The sequence below is a fragment of the Corynebacterium frankenforstense DSM 45800 genome (genome assembly GCF_001941485.1).
In the GTDB taxonomy this organism is placed as follows: Bacteria; Actinomycetota; Actinomycetes; order Mycobacteriales; family Mycobacteriaceae; genus Corynebacterium; species Corynebacterium frankenforstense.
In genome coordinates this window covers 1,250,533-1,266,184 of the sequence record NZ_CP009247.1, presented here as the reverse complement: position 1 = coordinate 1,266,184, position 15,652 = coordinate 1,250,533, and the positions used below count along the sequence as shown (strand labels likewise).

Annotated in this window: 15 protein-coding genes; 6 read left to right on the top strand and 9 right to left on the bottom strand. The window is 70.6% G+C overall.

Going from position 1 to position 15,652, the window contains the following annotated elements:
* Positions 1-54: 54 nt before the first annotated feature.
* Complete coding sequence (locus CFRA_RS05485) at positions 55-1,140, bottom strand: zinc-binding dehydrogenase (RefSeq protein ID WP_075663791.1); 1,086 nt, start codon at positions 1,138-1,140, stop codon at positions 55-57.
* A 271-nt stretch (positions 1,141-1,411) separates the two neighbouring features.
* Here CFRA_RS05485 and CFRA_RS05480 point away from each other — a divergent pair, with 271 nt between their 5' ends.
* The gene (locus CFRA_RS05480; RefSeq protein WP_075663790.1) at positions 1,412-2,332 is read left to right on the top strand and encodes a sugar-binding transcriptional regulator; all 921 of its coding nucleotides are present in this window, start codon (positions 1,412-1,414) and stop codon (positions 2,330-2,332) included.
* A gap of 96 nt (positions 2,333-2,428) precedes the next feature.
* On the opposite strand, the gene CFRA_RS05475 is transcribed toward CFRA_RS05480, so the two are convergent.
* The 7 genes from CFRA_RS05475 to CFRA_RS05445 form a co-directional block, all read right to left on the bottom strand.
* On the bottom strand, positions 2,429-2,836 hold the full coding sequence (locus CFRA_RS05475; protein ID WP_075663789.1) for a metal-sulfur cluster assembly factor: 408 nt from the start codon (positions 2,834-2,836) through the stop codon (positions 2,429-2,431).
* Positions 2,836-3,300, bottom strand: coding sequence for a Fe-S cluster assembly sulfur transfer protein SufU (gene sufU, locus CFRA_RS05470; RefSeq protein ID WP_075663788.1), 465 nt, complete (start codon positions 3,298-3,300; stop codon positions 2,836-2,838). Before sufU ends, CFRA_RS05475 begins: the two co-directional genes overlap by 1 nt.
* 1 nt (position 3,301) lies before the next feature.
* Complete coding sequence (locus CFRA_RS05465; protein WP_075663787.1) at positions 3,302-4,567, bottom strand: cysteine desulfurase; 1,266 nt, start codon at positions 4,565-4,567, stop codon at positions 3,302-3,304.
* Positions 4,567-5,322, bottom strand: coding sequence for a Fe-S cluster assembly ATPase SufC (gene sufC, locus CFRA_RS05460; RefSeq protein WP_075663786.1), 756 nt, complete (start codon positions 5,320-5,322; stop codon positions 4,567-4,569). Before sufC ends, CFRA_RS05465 begins: the two co-directional genes overlap by 1 nt.
* A gap of 78 nt (positions 5,323-5,400) precedes the next feature.
* Positions 5,401-6,570: a Fe-S cluster assembly protein SufD gene (gene sufD, locus CFRA_RS05455; RefSeq protein ID WP_075663785.1), complete on the bottom strand. Its 1,170-nt coding sequence runs from the start codon at positions 6,568-6,570 to the stop codon at positions 5,401-5,403.
* Positions 6,571-8,019, bottom strand: coding sequence for a Fe-S cluster assembly protein SufB (gene sufB / locus CFRA_RS05450; RefSeq protein ID WP_075663784.1), 1,449 nt, complete (start codon positions 8,017-8,019; stop codon positions 6,571-6,573).
* Positions 8,016-8,726 carry a helix-turn-helix transcriptional regulator gene (locus CFRA_RS05445; RefSeq protein ID WP_075663783.1) on the bottom strand — a complete coding sequence of 237 codons (711 nt, stop codon included), beginning with the start codon at positions 8,724-8,726 and terminating at the stop codon, positions 8,016-8,018. The genes sufB and CFRA_RS05445 overlap by 4 nt, the downstream gene beginning before the upstream one ends.
* A 119-nt stretch (positions 8,727-8,845) precedes the next feature.
* On the opposite strand from CFRA_RS05445, the gene mptB reads away from it, so the two are divergent.
* The 5 genes from mptB to CFRA_RS05420 all read left to right on the top strand — a co-directional run bounded on the left by mptB (position 8,846) and on the right by CFRA_RS05420 (position 14,517).
* Entirely contained in the window at positions 8,846-10,624 is a 1,779-nt protein-coding gene (gene mptB / locus CFRA_RS05440) for a polyprenol phosphomannose-dependent alpha 1,6 mannosyltransferase MptB (protein WP_083666861.1), read from the top strand.
* Positions 10,625-10,630: 6 nt separating this feature from the next.
* Positions 10,631-11,581: an ABC transporter ATP-binding protein gene (locus tag CFRA_RS05435; RefSeq protein WP_075663782.1), complete on the top strand. Its 951-nt coding sequence runs from the start codon at positions 10,631-10,633 to the stop codon at positions 11,579-11,581.
* Positions 11,578-12,384 (top strand): ABC-2 transporter permease, encoded by an 807-nt coding sequence (locus tag CFRA_RS05430; protein WP_075663781.1) that lies wholly within the window; start codon positions 11,578-11,580, stop codon positions 12,382-12,384. Before CFRA_RS05435 ends, CFRA_RS05430 begins: the two co-directional genes overlap by 4 nt.
* A 151-nt stretch (positions 12,385-12,535) precedes the next feature.
* Positions 12,536-13,426 carry a COX15/CtaA family protein gene (locus CFRA_RS05425; protein WP_083667038.1) on the top strand — a complete coding sequence of 297 codons (891 nt, stop codon included), beginning with the start codon at positions 12,536-12,538 and terminating at the stop codon, positions 13,424-13,426.
* 119 nt (positions 13,427-13,545) lie between these two features.
* Positions 13,546-14,517: a quinone oxidoreductase family protein gene (locus CFRA_RS05420; RefSeq protein ID WP_075663779.1), complete on the top strand. Its 972-nt coding sequence runs from the start codon at positions 13,546-13,548 to the stop codon at positions 14,515-14,517.
* 186 nt (positions 14,518-14,703) lie between these two features.
* Here CFRA_RS05420 and CFRA_RS05415 read toward each other — a convergent pair whose 3' ends face one another.
* The gene (locus CFRA_RS05415; protein ID WP_075663778.1) at positions 14,704-15,636 is read right to left on the bottom strand and encodes a heme o synthase; all 933 of its coding nucleotides are present in this window, start codon (positions 15,634-15,636) and stop codon (positions 14,704-14,706) included.
* Positions 15,637-15,652: the final 16 nt, after the last annotated feature.

The following is a 15,652-nucleotide window of genomic DNA, read 5'->3' as shown; positions in this document are numbered from 1 at the left end:
GCCGGCCGAGCGGGCGCGCGCCACGGGCTTGCTTCCCGGGCGCCCCGCCGCGTTTTACTGCTGCGGCAGGATGGACACCTTCACCGAGGCGCCCTCCGAGTCACCGACCAGGTCGAGCGCGTCCTGGAACTGCGCCAGCGGGAACTGGTCCGTGCAGATCTCGTCGAGCGGCAGCACGCCGGACTCGATGAGCTTGATCGCCGCCGGCCAGGTGTACGGGCCGAGGTGGGCGCCGTAGACGTCGAGCTCCTTGTCGTCGGAGATGATCGACCAGTCCACGGAGGTCTCCGAGCCGAACACCGAGTACTCGACGAACCGGCCCAGCTTGCGCAGCATGTCCAGGCCCTGGGTGACGCCCGAGGGGTGACCCGTCGCCTCGATGTAGACGTCCGCGCCGTAACCGTCGGTGAGCTCACGCACGATCGCCGGCGCGTCCTCGGTCTTCACGTTGACGGTGAGGTCCGCGCCGACCTTCTTCGCCAGAGCGAGCTTGTCGTCGTCCATGTCCAGCGCGATGATGCGCAGCGGGTTCTTCTGCCGCGCCCCCGCGATCACGCCCAGGCCGATCGGGCCGGCGCCCGCGACGACGAGGGTGTCCTCGAACCTGAGGTCCGCACGCTCGACCGCGTGCAGCGCGCAGGACAGCGGCTCGGCGTACGCCGCGTGTTCAGGCTTGATCTCCGAGGAGATCTTGTGCACCAGGGCGCGGGTGGGCACGTACATGTACTCGGCCATGCCGCCGTCGAAGTTGCGGAAGCCGAACATGTCGTGGGGCCCGCACATCCAGTACTCGCCACGCTTGCAGTACCGGCAGGTGCCGCAGGGCACGATCTGCTCGATGACGATGCGGTCGCCGACGGCCACGCCGTGGTGCTCGAGGCCGGCGTCGGTGCCCCGCACCACGGTGCCGGTGATCTCGTGGCCGGGGATGACCTCCTCCTGCGCCCACTGGGCGCGGCCCCCGCCGCCCCAGAACTTCTCGGCGCCGTGGTAGCACTTCAGGTCCGAGGCGCAGACGCCGACGGACTCGACCTGGATGAGCAGTCCGTCGTCCCCGATGTCGGGGACGGGCCGGGTCTCCAGGGAGTAGTTCTCGGGGCCGTGGCAGACCACGGCCCGCATCTCGGTCGGGACGGTCATGGGTGACTCCTCACGGGAAGGCGGTGGATACGGGGCCCAAACTATGAAGAGGGTGCACCTATGTCAAGCACATTTGTGCACTGCCGGTAGAGTAGGGTGAAATCCCCGCAAACACGCAGCTCCCGGACCCGCGCCCCCGCCGGAGAACGGGGAAGCCCCGTGCACGGATGTGCATGAGTGCTCCCTCGCCACCCCCGCACCACCCCCTCTCCCGCGTCCGCCGGCGCCGCCGGCTCCGGGAGCCGCCCCGACGATCACCGGAGGTCCCGTAATGGACGACACCGACCTCAACCGCCTCTACGAGGTCGCCTGCATGTACCACGAGGACGGCATGGGCCAGGCGGCGATCGCCGACTCCCTGGGCGTGTCCCGCCCGACAGTGTCGCGGATGCTCTCCCGGGCCCGCGCGATCGGGATGGTCCGCGTCCAGGTCGTGCCTCCCGGGTCCGCGGACATGACCGGGCTGGCGGCCGAGCTCGCCGAGGCACTGGGGCTGCGGCGTGCGTTCCTGGCCCCCGGCGCCCACCCCCAGACCATCGGCCGCGGGATGGAACGCGCCGTGCAGGCCGCCGTGCTCGACATGGAGCTGCGGCCGGGCGACTCCGTCGTCGTGGCCTCGGGCATGGCCACCAGCGGCGTGGCCGACATGCAGCTGACCGGACTGCAGTCGGCGGTGCTCGTCCCGGGCGTGGGCGGGGCCCACGAGCCCGAGCTGTGGCACCAGCCCAACGAGACAGTGCGCCGCCTGGCCGAGCACTCGGGCGCGAGCTACACGGCGCTCTTCGCCGAGGCGGTGCCCTCCCCCGCGGTCTACGAGGCGCTCCAGGTGGACGACTCCTTCCGCGCCATCCGCGGGCTCTGGGCGAACGCCCGCGGCGCGCTCCTCGGCGTCGGAGCCCGCACCACGGGCCGGGTCTCCATCTCCCGGGCCATCCCCCAGGACGCCCTCCCCGACTCGGTGGGCGACGTCTGTCTCCACTTCTTCGACCGCGCCGGCCGTGAGCTGAGCTTCCCCGGATCCGAGCGCACCATCCACATCAGCACCGAGCAGCTGCTGCGGATCCCCCGCTCGACCGCGATCGCCGTCGGTGCGGAGAAGGTGCTCCCCGTCATCGTGGCCGCCCGCCGGGGGCTCTTCCGGTCCCTGGTCACCGACACCGCGACCGCGGAGCTCATCCTCGCCGAGCTCTGAGACGGAGCGGACACGGAGACCGCCCCCGACCGGTGGGGTGACCGGTCGGGGGCGGTTCGGTTCAGCTCGTGCGGGGTGGGCCCGGCGGGCGGCGCGCTAGACGGCGAAGCCGAGCGCGCGCAGCTGCTCGCGGCCCTCCTCGGTGATCATGTGCGGGCCCCACGGCGGGATCCACACCCAGTTGATCTCCACCTCGTCGGCCGCGCCGTTGTTGACCACGGCCACCGAGGCCTGATCCTCGAGCATGTCCGTCAGCGGGCACGCCGGCGAGGTCAGGGTCATGTTGATCACCGCGGTCTTCACGCCGTCGGAACGGTCGATGAAGATGTCGTAGACCAGACCGAGGTCCACGACGTTGATCCCGAGCTCGGGGTCGATGACGTCGCGGAGGTACTCCTCGACGTCGGCGGCGTCCTTGATGTCCTGCTCCGTCTGGGGCGGGGCCTGCGCGCCGTCAGCGGCGGCGCGCTCGGGGGTCCCGGCGTTCTGGTCCTCTTCGGTCATTACTGCTCAGAGCCTCCGTTCATCTTGTCGAGCGCCTCGGCGGTCGCGGCCTGGAAGGCCTTCCAGCCGAGCAGCGCGCACTTGACCCGGGCGGGGTACTTGGCCACCCCGGCGAAGGCGACGCCGTCGCCGATCAGCTCGGGGTCGCCCTCCTCCTTGCCGCGCGAGGTGACCATGCGGTCGAAGTCCTCGAGCTTCTCCATGGCCTTGGCCACCGGCTGGCCGACGATCTCCTCGGCCATCACCGACGTGGAGGCCTGGGAGATCGAGCAACCGGTCGCCTGGTAGGAGACGTCCTCCACGGTCTTGCCGTCGTTGGAGAGGTGCACGCGCAGCGTGACCTCGTCACCGCAGGACGGGTTGACGTGGAAGACCTCGGCCTCAAAGGGCTCGCGCAGCCCGGAGTGGGTCGGGTTCTTGTAGTGGTCCAGGATGACCTCCTGGTACATGGATTCAACGCTCACGCTACTTCACCCCGAAGAAATCTCGCGCGTAGTCGATCGCCTCGGCCAGCCGGTCGATCTCCGCTTCGGTGTTGTACAGGTAGAACGACGCCCGCGCCGTGGACTGGGCGCCCAGACAGCGGTGCACCGGCCACGCGCAGTGGTGGCCCACGCGCACGGCCACGCCGCGGTCGTCGAGGACCTGGCCGAGGTCGTGCGGGTGGATCCCGTCGACGACGAAGGAGACGGCACCGCCGCGGGCGACCGGTTCGGTCGGCCCGAGGATGCGCAGGCCCTCGATCTGCGGGAGCACGTCGAGCGCGTGCGCGGTCAGCTCGTGCTCGTGGGCGGCCACGGCGTCCATGCCGACCTCCTCGAGGAAGTCGACCGCCGCGCCGAGCCCCACGACCTGGCTGGTCATCTGGGTGCCGGCCTCGAAGCGCTGCGGCGGCTCGGCGAAGGTCGTCTTCTCCATGGTCACGACCTCGATCATGGAGCCGCCGGTCAGGAACGGCGGCAGCTGCTCGAGCAGCTCCGCGCGTCCGTAGACCGCACCCACGCCCGAAGGCCCGCACATCTTGTGCCCGGAGAAGGCGGCGAAGTCCACGCCGAGGGCGTGCACGTCGACCGGCTGGTGGGGCACGGACTGGCAGGCGTCGAGCACCGTGAGCGCACCGACGGCGCGCGCCCGGCACACCAGCTCCGGCACGTCGGTCACGGCACCGGTCACGTTTGACTGGTGGGTGAAGGCGACGACCTTGACCGAGTCGTCGAGCTCGAGGGAGTCGAGGTCGATGCGGCCGTCCTCGGTCGCCGAGTACCACTTCAGCGTGGCCCCCGTCCGCCGGCAGAGCTCCTGCCACGGCACGAGGTTGGCGTGGTGTTCCAGCTCCGTGACGACGACGGTGTCGCCCTCGCCCACGCGCAGGTCGCCGGCGCGGTCGTCGCCCAGGCAGAACGCGATGAGGTTGAGGCCCTCGGTGGCGTTCTTGGTGAAGGCGATCTCCGGGCCGTCGGCGCCGATGAAGTGCGCGATGCGCTCGCGCGCCTCCTCGTAGGCGTCGGTGGCCTCCTCGGCTACCTGGTAGGCGCCGCGGTGCACGGGGGCGTTGGTGTGCAGCACGAAACGCTCCTCGGCCCGCCACACCCGCTCCGGGCGCTGGGAGGTCGCCCCGGAGTCCAGGTAGACGAAGGGCTTCCCGTCACGCACGGTGCGCGAGAGGATCGGGAACTCCGCGCGGACGGCCTCGACGTCGAGGCGCCCGTCGGCGGTTCGGAAGCCGGCCATCAGATGTACTGCTCGTAGCCCTGCGCGTCGAGTTCCTCGGCGAGCTCGGGGCCACCGGTCTTGACGATCTGACCGTGCGCGAAGACGTGCACCACGTCCGGCTTGACGTACTCGAGGATGCGCTTGTAGTGCGTGATCATCACGATGCCGCCGTCGTTCTGCTCGTGGTACGAGTTGATGCCGTCGGAGACGACGCGCAGCGCGTCGACGTCCAGGCCGGAGTCCGTCTCGTCCATGACGGCGAACTTCGGCTTGAGCAGGTCGAGCTGGAGCACCTCGTGGCGCTTCTTCTCGCCGCCCGAGAAGCCCTCGTTGACGGAGCGCTCGGTGAAGGACTTGTCGATCTTCAGGTTCTCGCGGGCCTGGCCCATCTCCTTGATCCAGTCGCGCAGCTTCGGCGCCTCGCCGCGCACGGAGGTCACGGCCGAGCGCAGGAAGTTCGACATGGACACGCCCGGCACCTCGGTCGGGTACTGCATGGCCAGGAAGAGACCGGCGCGGGCGCGCTCGTCGACCTCGAGGTCGAGGAGATTGACCCCGTCGAGGAGCACCTCGCCCTCGGTGATCTCGTAGCGCGGGTGGCCCGCGAGGGCGTAGGCGAGGGTGGACTTGCCGGAGCCGTTCGGGCCCATGATGGCGTGCACCTCGCCGGAGTTCACGGTCAGGTTGACGCCGTGCAGGATCGGCTTCGGCTCGGCGTCCTCCTCCGCGGGGACGACCTGAGCGTGCAGGTTCTTGATTTCGAGAGTAGACATCGCTTTTCTCCGCTGTTCTCTAAGTTGTCGGTGTCAGTGAGTGGGGTCGGGTCCGGCCCCTAAATGGTGGGCGGGACCCTAGAGGACGACCTTCTCGAGCTCGTCCTCGACGCGGTTCTCCAGCTCCTCGCGGACGGACTCGACCGGGATCTTGTTGATGACCTCGGTGAAGAAACCGTGCACGATGAGGCGGCGGGCCTCGGCCTCGGGGATACCGCGGCTCATCAGGTAGAACAGGTGCATGTCGTCGAAGCGGCCGACGGTCGCGGCGTGGCCGGCGCCGGGGATGTCGCCGGTCTCGATCTCCAGGTTCGGGATCGCGTCCGCGCGGGCGCCCTCGCTGAGCACCAGGTTGCGGTTGGCCTCGTAGGTGTCCGTGTTGCTGGCCTTGGCGCGGATGAGCACGTCGCCGACCCAGCAGGTGCGCGCCTCGGTCCGGGTCTCCGTGTCGCCCTGCAGCGCGCCCTTGTAGAGGACGTTGGAGGTGCAGTTCGGTTCGGAGTGGTCGACCAGGAGGCGGTTCTCGAAGTACTGGCCGTCGTCGGCGAAGTAGACGCCGAGCATCTCGACGTTGCCGCCCTGGCCGCCGAAGCGCACGCGGGGCACGACGCGCACGACCTGGCCGCCGAAGGTGGCCACGCTGTGGTGCAGGTCAGCGTCGCGGCCGATGAGCGCCTGGTGGTTGGACAGGTGGACCGTGTCGTCCTCCCAGTCCGCGTCGGTGACCACGGTCAGCTTGGCGCCGTCGCCGAGGACGTACTGGACGTTGTCGGCGTAGGTGGCCGAGCCCTGGTAGCGCAGGACGACGGTCGCCTTGGCGTGGCTGCCCAGCTCGACGAGGATGCCGCCGAAGGCGGTCTTGTCCGCGCCGTGGCCGGTCACGTCGATGTGCACCGGGGTGTCGACCTCGGTGTCGCGGGCGACGTTGACGTACGTCAGCTCGTCCATCGAGGTCCAGGCCTGCGCGGCGACCCGGTCGGCCGGGGCGCCGGCGCGCAGCGCGCGCTCGTCGTCCTTGGCCAGGGTACCGACCTCGACACCCTCCTGGCCGTCGGCCACGGTGACCGTGATGTCCGGGGCTGTCTGCTCCGGGAACTTGCCGTTGTGCAGGCCGCGCAGGGCGCGCAGCGAGATGAAACGCCAGATCTCGTCCCGGCCCCCGGGAACGTCGAAGTCGTCGACGTTGTAGGAGGTGAAGACGTCGCCCTTGGTGTCGTGCGGCGTTCCGTTCTTGACGATCTCCGTCAACTAACCCACCGATCCTTCCATCTGCAGTTCAATCAGGCGGTTGAGCTCGAGTGCGTACTCCATGGGCAGCTCCTTGGCGATCGGCTCCACGAAGCCGCGCACGATCATGCCCATGGCCTCCTCCTCGGACAGTCCGCGGCTCATCAGGTAGAACAGCTGGTCCACCGAGACCTGCGACACGGTCGCCTCGTGGCCGAGGGTGACGTGGTCGTTGCGGATGTCGTTGTAGGGGTAGGTGTCCGTGCGCGAGATGTTGTCCACCAGCAGCGCGTCGCACTCGACGTTGGCGGTCGAGTGGTGGGCGTTGGAGTGGATCTCGATCAGGCCGCGGTAGGCGGAGCGCCCGCCGTTGCGGGAGACGGACTTGGAGACGACGTTCGAGGAGGTGTGCGGCGCCATGTGGACCATCTTCGCGCCGGTGTCCTGGAACTGGCCCTCGCCGGAGAACTGTGCGGAGAGCACCTCACCGCGGGCGTAGGGGCCGGTCATCCAGACGGCCGGGTACTTCATGTTGGTCTTGGAGCCGATGTTGCCGTCGATCCACTCCATCGTCGCGCCCTCCTCGGCGCGGGCGCGCTGGGTGACCAGGTTGTAGACGTTGGTCGACCAGTTCTGGATGGTGGTGTAGCGGCAGCGCGCGCCCTTCTTGACGATGATCTCGACGACGGCGGCGTGCAGCGAGTCCGACTTGTAGATCGGCGCGGTGCAGCCCTCGACGTAGTGGACGTAGGCGTCCTCGTCGACGATGATCAGCGTGCGCTCGAACTGGCCCATGTTCTCCGTGTTGATGCGGAAGTAGGCCTGCAGCGGGATGTCGACGTGCACGCCCTTGGGCACGTAGATGAACGAGCCGCCGGACCAGACCGCGGCGTTGAGCGCGGAGAACTTGTTGTCGCCGGCGGGCACGACGGTGCCGAAGTACTCCTGGACGAGCTCCGGGTAGTCGCGCACGGCGGTGTCGGTGTCGACGAAGATGACGCCCTGACGCTCCAGGTCCTCGCGGATCTGGTGGTAGACGACCTCGGACTCGTACTGGGCGGCGACGCCGGCGACGAGGCGCTGCTTCTCGGCCTCGGGGATACCCAGCTTGTCGTAGGTGTTCTTGATGTCGGAGGGCAGGTCGTCCCAGGAGGTCGCCTGCGTCTCCGTCGAACGCACGAAGTACTTGATCTTGTCGAACTCGATGCCCGACAGGTCGGGGCCCCAGGTCGGGATGGGCTTCTTCTCGAACGTCCGGTAGGCCTTGAGGCGCTGCTCGAGCATCCACTCGGGCTCGTTCTTCATCCGGGAGATGTCCCGGACCACGCTCTCGTCGAGGCCACGGCGCGCGCTGGCGCCGGCGGCGTCGGAGTCGTGCCAGCCGTAGCTGTACTTGACGTCCATCTCCTCGATGATCTCGTCATCGGACCGCGGCTTGTCGACGTTCGGGTTCTGCGTCGCTTGGGTCATGAGCCTCTCCTTTCCTCAGGAGTGTTGATGGTGGACAGCGGAATGTTCGTGGTGCACACGTCGTTGCCGTGGGCGATGGAGGCCAGGGGCTGCACGTGCAGCCCCGCGCGTCTCGCGATCGCCTCGTGCTCGGCGGCGCACAGTTCCGGGAACTTCTCTGCCACGTGGGAAACCGGGCAGTGGTGTTGGCATATCTGCACACCCCCGCCGGCGGCGGTGACTGTTGCAGCGTATCCGTTCTCGTCGAAGGCCCGCGCCACGGCGCGGACCGTCTCCTCCACGGACTCGGGGTCGTCTTCGTCGGCCGCCGGGATCTCGGCGAGGATCTCCTCGATCCTGCGCCGGGCCAGGTCCCGCACGGCTTCCTCCCCGCCGACCTCGCGCAGCGCCTCGAGGGCGAGCGTGGTCAGCGTGTCGTAGTCGTGCCCGAAGCCCTCGCGGCCGCGGTCCGTCAGCCGGAAGCTGCGGGCGGGCCGGCCCCGGCGGCGCGTGACACCGCGCGGGGGATTGCGTCGGACGGCCTCGATGAGCCCCTCCTCGTGGAGGATGTCTAAGTGGCGTCGCACCCCCGCCGCGGACATGCCGAGATGCTCGGCCATCTCCGCCGCGGTCACCGGGGCGTGCTTGAGGAGTGCGCGCATGATCCGGTGGCGGGTCTCCCCCTCGGGCGCTTTCGCGTGGTCGTGGGGTGTCTTCACCTCGGACATCGTTCACCTCCCTACGGCGTTCGCCTTTAGACAACACCGATGTTACGTATTTCGCGTGACCGCGCCAACATCGGGTCTCCTTACCGGACCGCGTGTCGCTTCCGACTACGATCGGCCCCGTGCGAGGCGAGCGATGGGTGCTCTGGCGGGCACTCGTGAATGACCTGCCCCGGATCGGATCCGCGGGCAGCCGCTCGGCGCGCCTGCACTCCTCCGCGCTCGTCACCGCGGTGGCCGGCTCCGACCTCGCCTCGGAGCACACCTTCGGCGGCCTGCGCCCGAAGGAGATGCTCTCCTTCGCCGTCGTGCGCTGGGTCGGCACCGTGGGTGCGCTGCTCATGGGCTTCGGCGCGCTCGGCGCAGGCGCCCTGCCGGTCGTCGACAACCCCTACCGCGCCTTCCCCGGCGGCACGCTGCTCGCCCAGCTGCTCCAGGCCTCCTCCGTCATCGTCCTGCTGGGCGTGGCGCTGCTGGTCCTGGCCTGGGTGTGCATGAGCCGCTACGTCGGCGCGGACCTCGGCGGCGTCTTCGGCCGCCCGGCCCACGGGCGCGTGAGCCCGGGCATGCTCTGGCGCACCGCGGCGGCCTGGGTGGCCCCGCTGATCCTCACCGCCCCGCTGTTCACCCAGGACATCTACTCCTACCTGGCCAACGGTGCGATCGTGAGGATGGGCCTCGACCCCTACTCGGCCGGTCCGGTGGACCTGCTGGGCACCGAGCACCATCTGGCCCGCTCCGTGCCCTTCATCTGGGCGCACTCCCCCTCCCCCTACGGTCCGGTGGCCCTGGGCCTGGCCGCGGCCGTCAGCCGCGTGACCGGCGACTCGGTGATCCTCGGCGTGCTGGCCCACCGGCTCCTCGGCGTGCTCGCGTTGGCCGCGGCCGCCTGGGCCGTCACACGCCTGGCGCGGCGCTGCGGCATCTCCGCGTCGACCGCGCTGTGGCTGGGCCTGCTCAACCCGCTCACCCTGCTGCACCTGGTCGGCGGCATCCACAACGAGTCGGTCATGCTCGGCTTCGTCCTCGTCGGCATGGAGATCGGCCTGCGCGGCGTCGACCGCGTCGCCTCCCGGGCCGGCACCGCCGAGCACTGGCGGGGCCTGGGCCTCTTCGCGCTCTCCGGCGCGCTGATCTCGTGCGGCGGCATGGTCAAGGTCGTCGGCTTCTTCGGCCTCGGCTTCACCGGCATGGCCCTGGCGCGCGCCCTGGCCGGGCGCCCCAGCACCGACGAGTCAGGTTCCGGGGAGATTGACGACGCCGCGCCCGGCGCCCGGGCGCGTCCGGGCGTGCGCCCGGCGGTGCTCGCCGTGGCGATGGCCGCGGCGCTCCAGGTGGTCATCCTCGTGGCCACCGCCGCGGTGGTCTCCGTGATCACGGGCATCGGCCTGGGCTGGGTGACGGGCCAGGGCGGCGCGGCGACCATCCGCAGCTGGATGTCGGTCACCACCGACGTCGGCGTGATCGCCGGCTTCGTCGGCATGCTGCTCGACCTCGGCGACCACACCGACGCGATGCTCTCGGTGACCCGCGCCGTCGGTGTGCTCGTCTCCGTCGGCTTCTCGCTGCGCATGCTGCTGGCGACCTACCGCGGCACGATCCACCCGGTCGGCGGGCTCGGGGTGTCCTTCTTCGTGCTCGTCATCTTCTTCCCCGTCGTGCACCCCTGGTACGTGCTGTGGGCCGTGGTCCCCCTGGCCGCCTGGGCCAACCGCCGCTTCTTCCGCTGGGCGGTCGTGCTCTACTCCGCGGCCTTCAGCTTCTTCGTCCTGCCGCGCGGGCTGGCGCTGCCGCCGGGCACGGTACTGACCATCTACGTGGCCACGGTGGTGACCACGCTCGTGGTCGTCGCGCTGGGCTGGTGGGCGTTGAGGAAGGCGCGCTTCGTTGGCCTAGACTAGGCCGTCGTGAGTCTCAATCCTTCGAGTGACCCCGGGCTCGTACTCGACGGGGTGGTCAAGCGCTACGGCGCGAACACCGCCGTCGACGGCTTCTCCATGACCGCCGGGCGCGGGGAGATCACCGCGCTGCTCGGCCCCAACGGCGCGGGCAAGACGACGACCATCGAGATCTGCGAGGGCTTCCACGCCCCGGACGCGGGCTCGGTGCGCGTGCTCGGCCTCGACCCCGCCCGCGAGCCGGAGCGGGTCCGCGGGCGCATCGGCATCATGCTCCAGGGCGGGGGCGCCTACTCGGGCATCCGGGTGCGCGAGCTGCTGCGGCTGACCGCCTCCTACAACCGCGATCCCCTGGACCCCGACTGGCTGCTCGGCCTGCTGGGCCTCGAGCGGGTGGCCAAGACGACCTACCGCCGCCTCTCCGGCGGCCAGCAGCAGCGCCTCTCGCTGGCGCTGGCCGTCATCGGCCGGCCCGAGCTGGTCTTCCTCGACGAGCCGACCGCCGGCCTGGACGCCCAGTCCCGCCTGGCCGTCTGGGACCTCGTGCGCGCGCTGCGCCGCGACGGTGTGACCGTGCTGCTGACCACCCACCTGATGGACGAGGCCGAGAGCCTGGCCGACCAGGTCGTCGTCATCGACCACGGCCGGCGGGTGGCCGCCGGCACACCCGCCGAGCTCACCGCGGGGCAGGACGGCACCCGCCAGGACGTCGCCCTGAGCGTCGACGGCGACCTCGACGCGCACCTGCTCGCCGTCGCCGCCGGCGTACCCGAGGCGGCCGTCAGCCGGGTGCGCCCGCGGGACTGGCGGGTCACCCTCGACCCGGCCGGGCCGACCCAGGTCGCCCGGCTGGTCACGGCCGTGGCCGAACAGGGCGTGCTGGTGCGTGGGCTCGAGGTCGCCCACCGCAGCCTGGAGGACGTCTTCCTCGACCTCACCGGAAGGAGCCTGCGGCGATGACCACCACCGACAACCGTGCGACCGACGTCGCCCACCTGCCCGCCGGGACGTTCACGCCCGCGCCCGGGCGCGCGGGCGTCGTCAAGATGGTGCTGGCCCAGGGCCGCATCGAGTCCCTGCTCTTCCTGCGCCACGGCGAGCAGCAGCTGCTCAGCCTCGTCATCCCCGTGGCGATGCTGCTGGGCCTGGCCTTCCTGCCGCTGGAGTGGCCCATGGCCGGCGACGGAGACCCGCTCGACCGGTTCTTCCCCGTCGCGCTGGCCGTCGCGGCGACCTCCTCGGGCTTCACCGGGCAGGCCATCTCGCTGGCCTTCGACCGCCGCTACGGGGCGCTGAAGCGCACGGGCGCCTCCGGGGTGCCCGCGTGGACCATCATCGCCGGCAAGGCCGTCGCCGTGGCGGCCACCGCCCTCGTCCAGACGCTCCTGCTCGGCGCCATCGCGCTCGCGCTCGGCTGGCGCACCGACGTCACCGGCGCACTGCTCGGCCTGGTCACCATCGTCATCGGCGCGGCGGCCTTCACCGCCATGGGACTGCTGATGGGCGGCACGCTCAGCTCCGAGCTCGTCCTCGGACTGGCCAACCTCATCTGGGTCGCGCTGATCGGTGTGACCGGCTTCGTGCTCTACGTCCAGGGTCTCGACGCCGCGTCCTGGTGGGACGTGGTGCCCTCGGTGGCCATGGCCAGCGGGCTGACCGTGGCGTTCTCGGGCGGGGTCCCCTGGATCCAGTGGCTGGTCCTGCTCGCCTGGACGGCCGCCGCGTCGGCCGCCTCCACCCGCTGGTTCCGGTTTGCGGGATAAATCACTCCCCTTTTTATAGGGTCTGCCTGCGCGTTCACGGATTCGGCGGGCGCGGGCGGCCCAGGTATGCTCGGGGCCTGTGACTACCGCGACCCAAACCCCGACCAAGACCCGCCGTGGGCCGAGCCTGCGCACCCAGCGCGTCCTGGCCATGATCCTGCTGATCGCCCAGGGCGGCATCACCGTCACCGGCGCGACCGTGCGCGTGACCGGCTCCGGCCTCGGCTGTGAGACCTGGCCGAACTGCCACGAGGGCTCGCTGGTGCCCGTCGCCGGCGCCGCCCCGGCCGTCCACCAGGCCATCGAGTTCGGCAACCGGCTGCTGACCTTCGTGCTCCTGGCCGTGGCCGTCGCGGTGCTCGTCGCCGTCATCCGCGCCCGCCGCCGCAACGGCCTGGTCACCCTGGCGATCATCTCGCTGGCCGGCATCTTCGTGCAGGCCGTCATCGGCGGCATCTCCGTGTGGCTGGACCTGAAGTGGTGGGCCGTCGCCCTGCACTTCCTGCCCTCGATGATCCTCGTGTGGGTCGCCGCCGTGCTCTACACCCGCCTCGCCGAGCCGGACGACGGCGTGCGCCAGCGCACCTTCTCCCCCGCCGCGCGGGTCTGCGCGCTCATCGCCGCCTGCGCCCTGGCCGTCGTGCTGACCACCGGCACCATGGTCACCGGCGCGGGCGTGCACTCCGGTGACGCCGACGCCGGCATGGACGGGCGCCTCGACGTCGACATCGACCTGATGGCCCACATCCACGCCTGGACCATGTACGCCTACCTCGCGTTCACCCTGATCACCGTCTGGCTGCTCTACCGCTCGCGCGCCGACCGCCCGGCGATCCGCACCGGCTGGGTGCTCGTCGGCTGCATCGTCGTGCAGGCCGCGATCGGCATCGCCCAGTACCGCATGGGCGTGCCCCGCTGGACCGTGCCGATCCACATCGGCATGAGCTCCGTGGTCACGGCCTTCACCGCCTTCCTCTGGGCGCACGGCGTCGTCCGCTTCCGCGACTCCGCCCGCGTGCCCGCCGAGGACCTGGGGCGCTGACGCCGGGTCATCTCTCCGCATCGCCGCGGACGACGACCGCGGACGACGACCGACGCCGAGGGCACCCGCCCCCGGCGTCTTTCGTCGCCCGGGTCTGTGATCGCGCTACCGTGGGGACCATGAAGGCAATCCAGGTCACCCGCCACGGCGGTCCCGAGGTGATGGAGTACACCGACGTCCCCGACCCCGTCCCCGGGCCGGGACAGGTCCTCGTCGCCGTCGACGTCGCCGGGATCAACTACATCGACACCTACTACCGCGAGGGGCTCTACCACTCCGCCCCGCCCTTCGTGCCCGGTTCCGAGGGCACCGGGCGGGTCGTCGAGGACCCGGCCGGCCAGATCGCCCCGGGCACCGTCGTCGCCTGGTGCTCGGCGCCCGGCTCCTACGCGGAGAAGGTCGTCGTCGACGCCGACCGGCTGGTCGCCGTGCCGCAGGACATCCCGCAGCACGTGGCCGCGACCATGCTGCTGCAGGGCATGACCGCCCACTACCTGGTCAACGGCGTCTACCCGCTGGCCGCCGGCGACTCCTGCCTGATCACCGCCGGCGCCGGCGGCGTGGGGCTGCTGGCCACCCAGCTGGCCGCCCACCGCGGCGTGCGCGTCTTCTCCGTGGTCTCCACGAAGGAGAAGGAGGAGCTGGCCTACGAGGCCGGGGCCACCGAGGTGTTCACCTACTCCGAGAACCTCGCCGAGACCGTGCGCCGGCGCAACGGCGGGCGCGGCGTGGACGTCGTCTACGACGGCGTGGGCCGCGACACCTTCGGCGAGTCGCTCGAGGCCGTGCGCCCGCGCGGGACCGTCTGCCTCTTCGGCGCGGCCTCCGGGCCCGTCGAGCCCTTCGACCCGCAGCTGCTCAACACCCACGGCTCCATCTTCCTGACCCGCCCCTCGCTCGGCGCCTACACCGCCGACGCCGACGAGTTCCGCATGCGCGCCCAGGCGATCACGCAGGCGATCGTCGACGGCACCCTGAACGTGCGCGTGGGCGGGGTGTACCCGCTCGCCGACGCCGCGCGGGCCCACCGGGACCTGCAGGAGCGGCGGACCACGGGCTCGCTCGTGCTCGAGGTCACCGAGAGCGAGTGACCACCGCGGGCGCGCACCGCGCGCCCCCGGCCGTCCGTGGCCGCAGGGGCGGCCGTGACAGCGGCCGTGCGGGTCGCCGCGACGGCGACCGACGGGACGTCGGCAATTGACGCGGTCGACGCTTCAAGGCCCCCGCATCCGGGACATCGTCCGGGTGCGGGGGCCTTCGCGTGCGGGGCCTGGAACCTAGAACCAGGCGGGCGACCAACCGGCGAGCACGCCGAGGGTCTCCCAGCCGATGACGGCGTCGACGGACAGGCCGACGAAGAGCACCGCCAGGTAGTTGTTCGACAGGATGAAGAGCTTGAGCGGGTGCACCTTCGCGCCGCGGCGCACGCCGTTGTGCAGGTTGGTGGCCATGATCAGGAAGGTCGCGCCGGAGGCGACGGCGACCACGGCGTAGATCCACGAGGCGGCCGGCACCAGCAGCAGCGAGACGATCACGGTCGCCCAGGAGTACCAGAGGATCTGGCGGGTGACCTCGACGGGCTCGCGCACGACCGGGAGCATGGGCACCTGGGCGCGCTTGTAGTCCTCGCGGTACTTCATGGCCAGCGACCAGGTGTGCGGCGGCGTCCAGAAGAAGATGATCAGCCACATGACGATGGCCTGCCACCACTTCGCCGGCGACGGGTCGGCGGCGTTGGCGACGATGACCGCCCAGCCGACGACGACCGGCATGCAGCCGGCCGCGCCGCCCCAGACGATGTTCATGTGGGTGCGCCGCTTGAGGAACTTCGTGTAGACGAAGATGTAGAAGAACACCGTCAGCAGGATGAACACACCCGCCAGCAGCGAGCCGCAGAGCAGCCACAGCCAGAAGAAGCTGATGATCATCAGCGCCCAGGCGAAGATGGCGGCGTTGCGGTCGCTGACGGTGTTGCGCACCAGCGGGCGGGCGCGCGTGCGGCCCATCTTCCGGTCGATGTCCGAGTCCGCGACCATGTTGAAGGTGTTGGCCGCGGCGGCGCCCATCCACCCGCCGACGACGGTCAGCAGGATGAGCACGATGTTGTTCTCCCCGCGCTCGGCCTGCAGCATCGCCGGGATCGCGGCCACGAGCAGCAGCTCGATCACCCTCGGCTTCGTCAGCGCGAAGTAGGCCTTGATCGTGTCCAAGTAGAAGTCCTCCAGC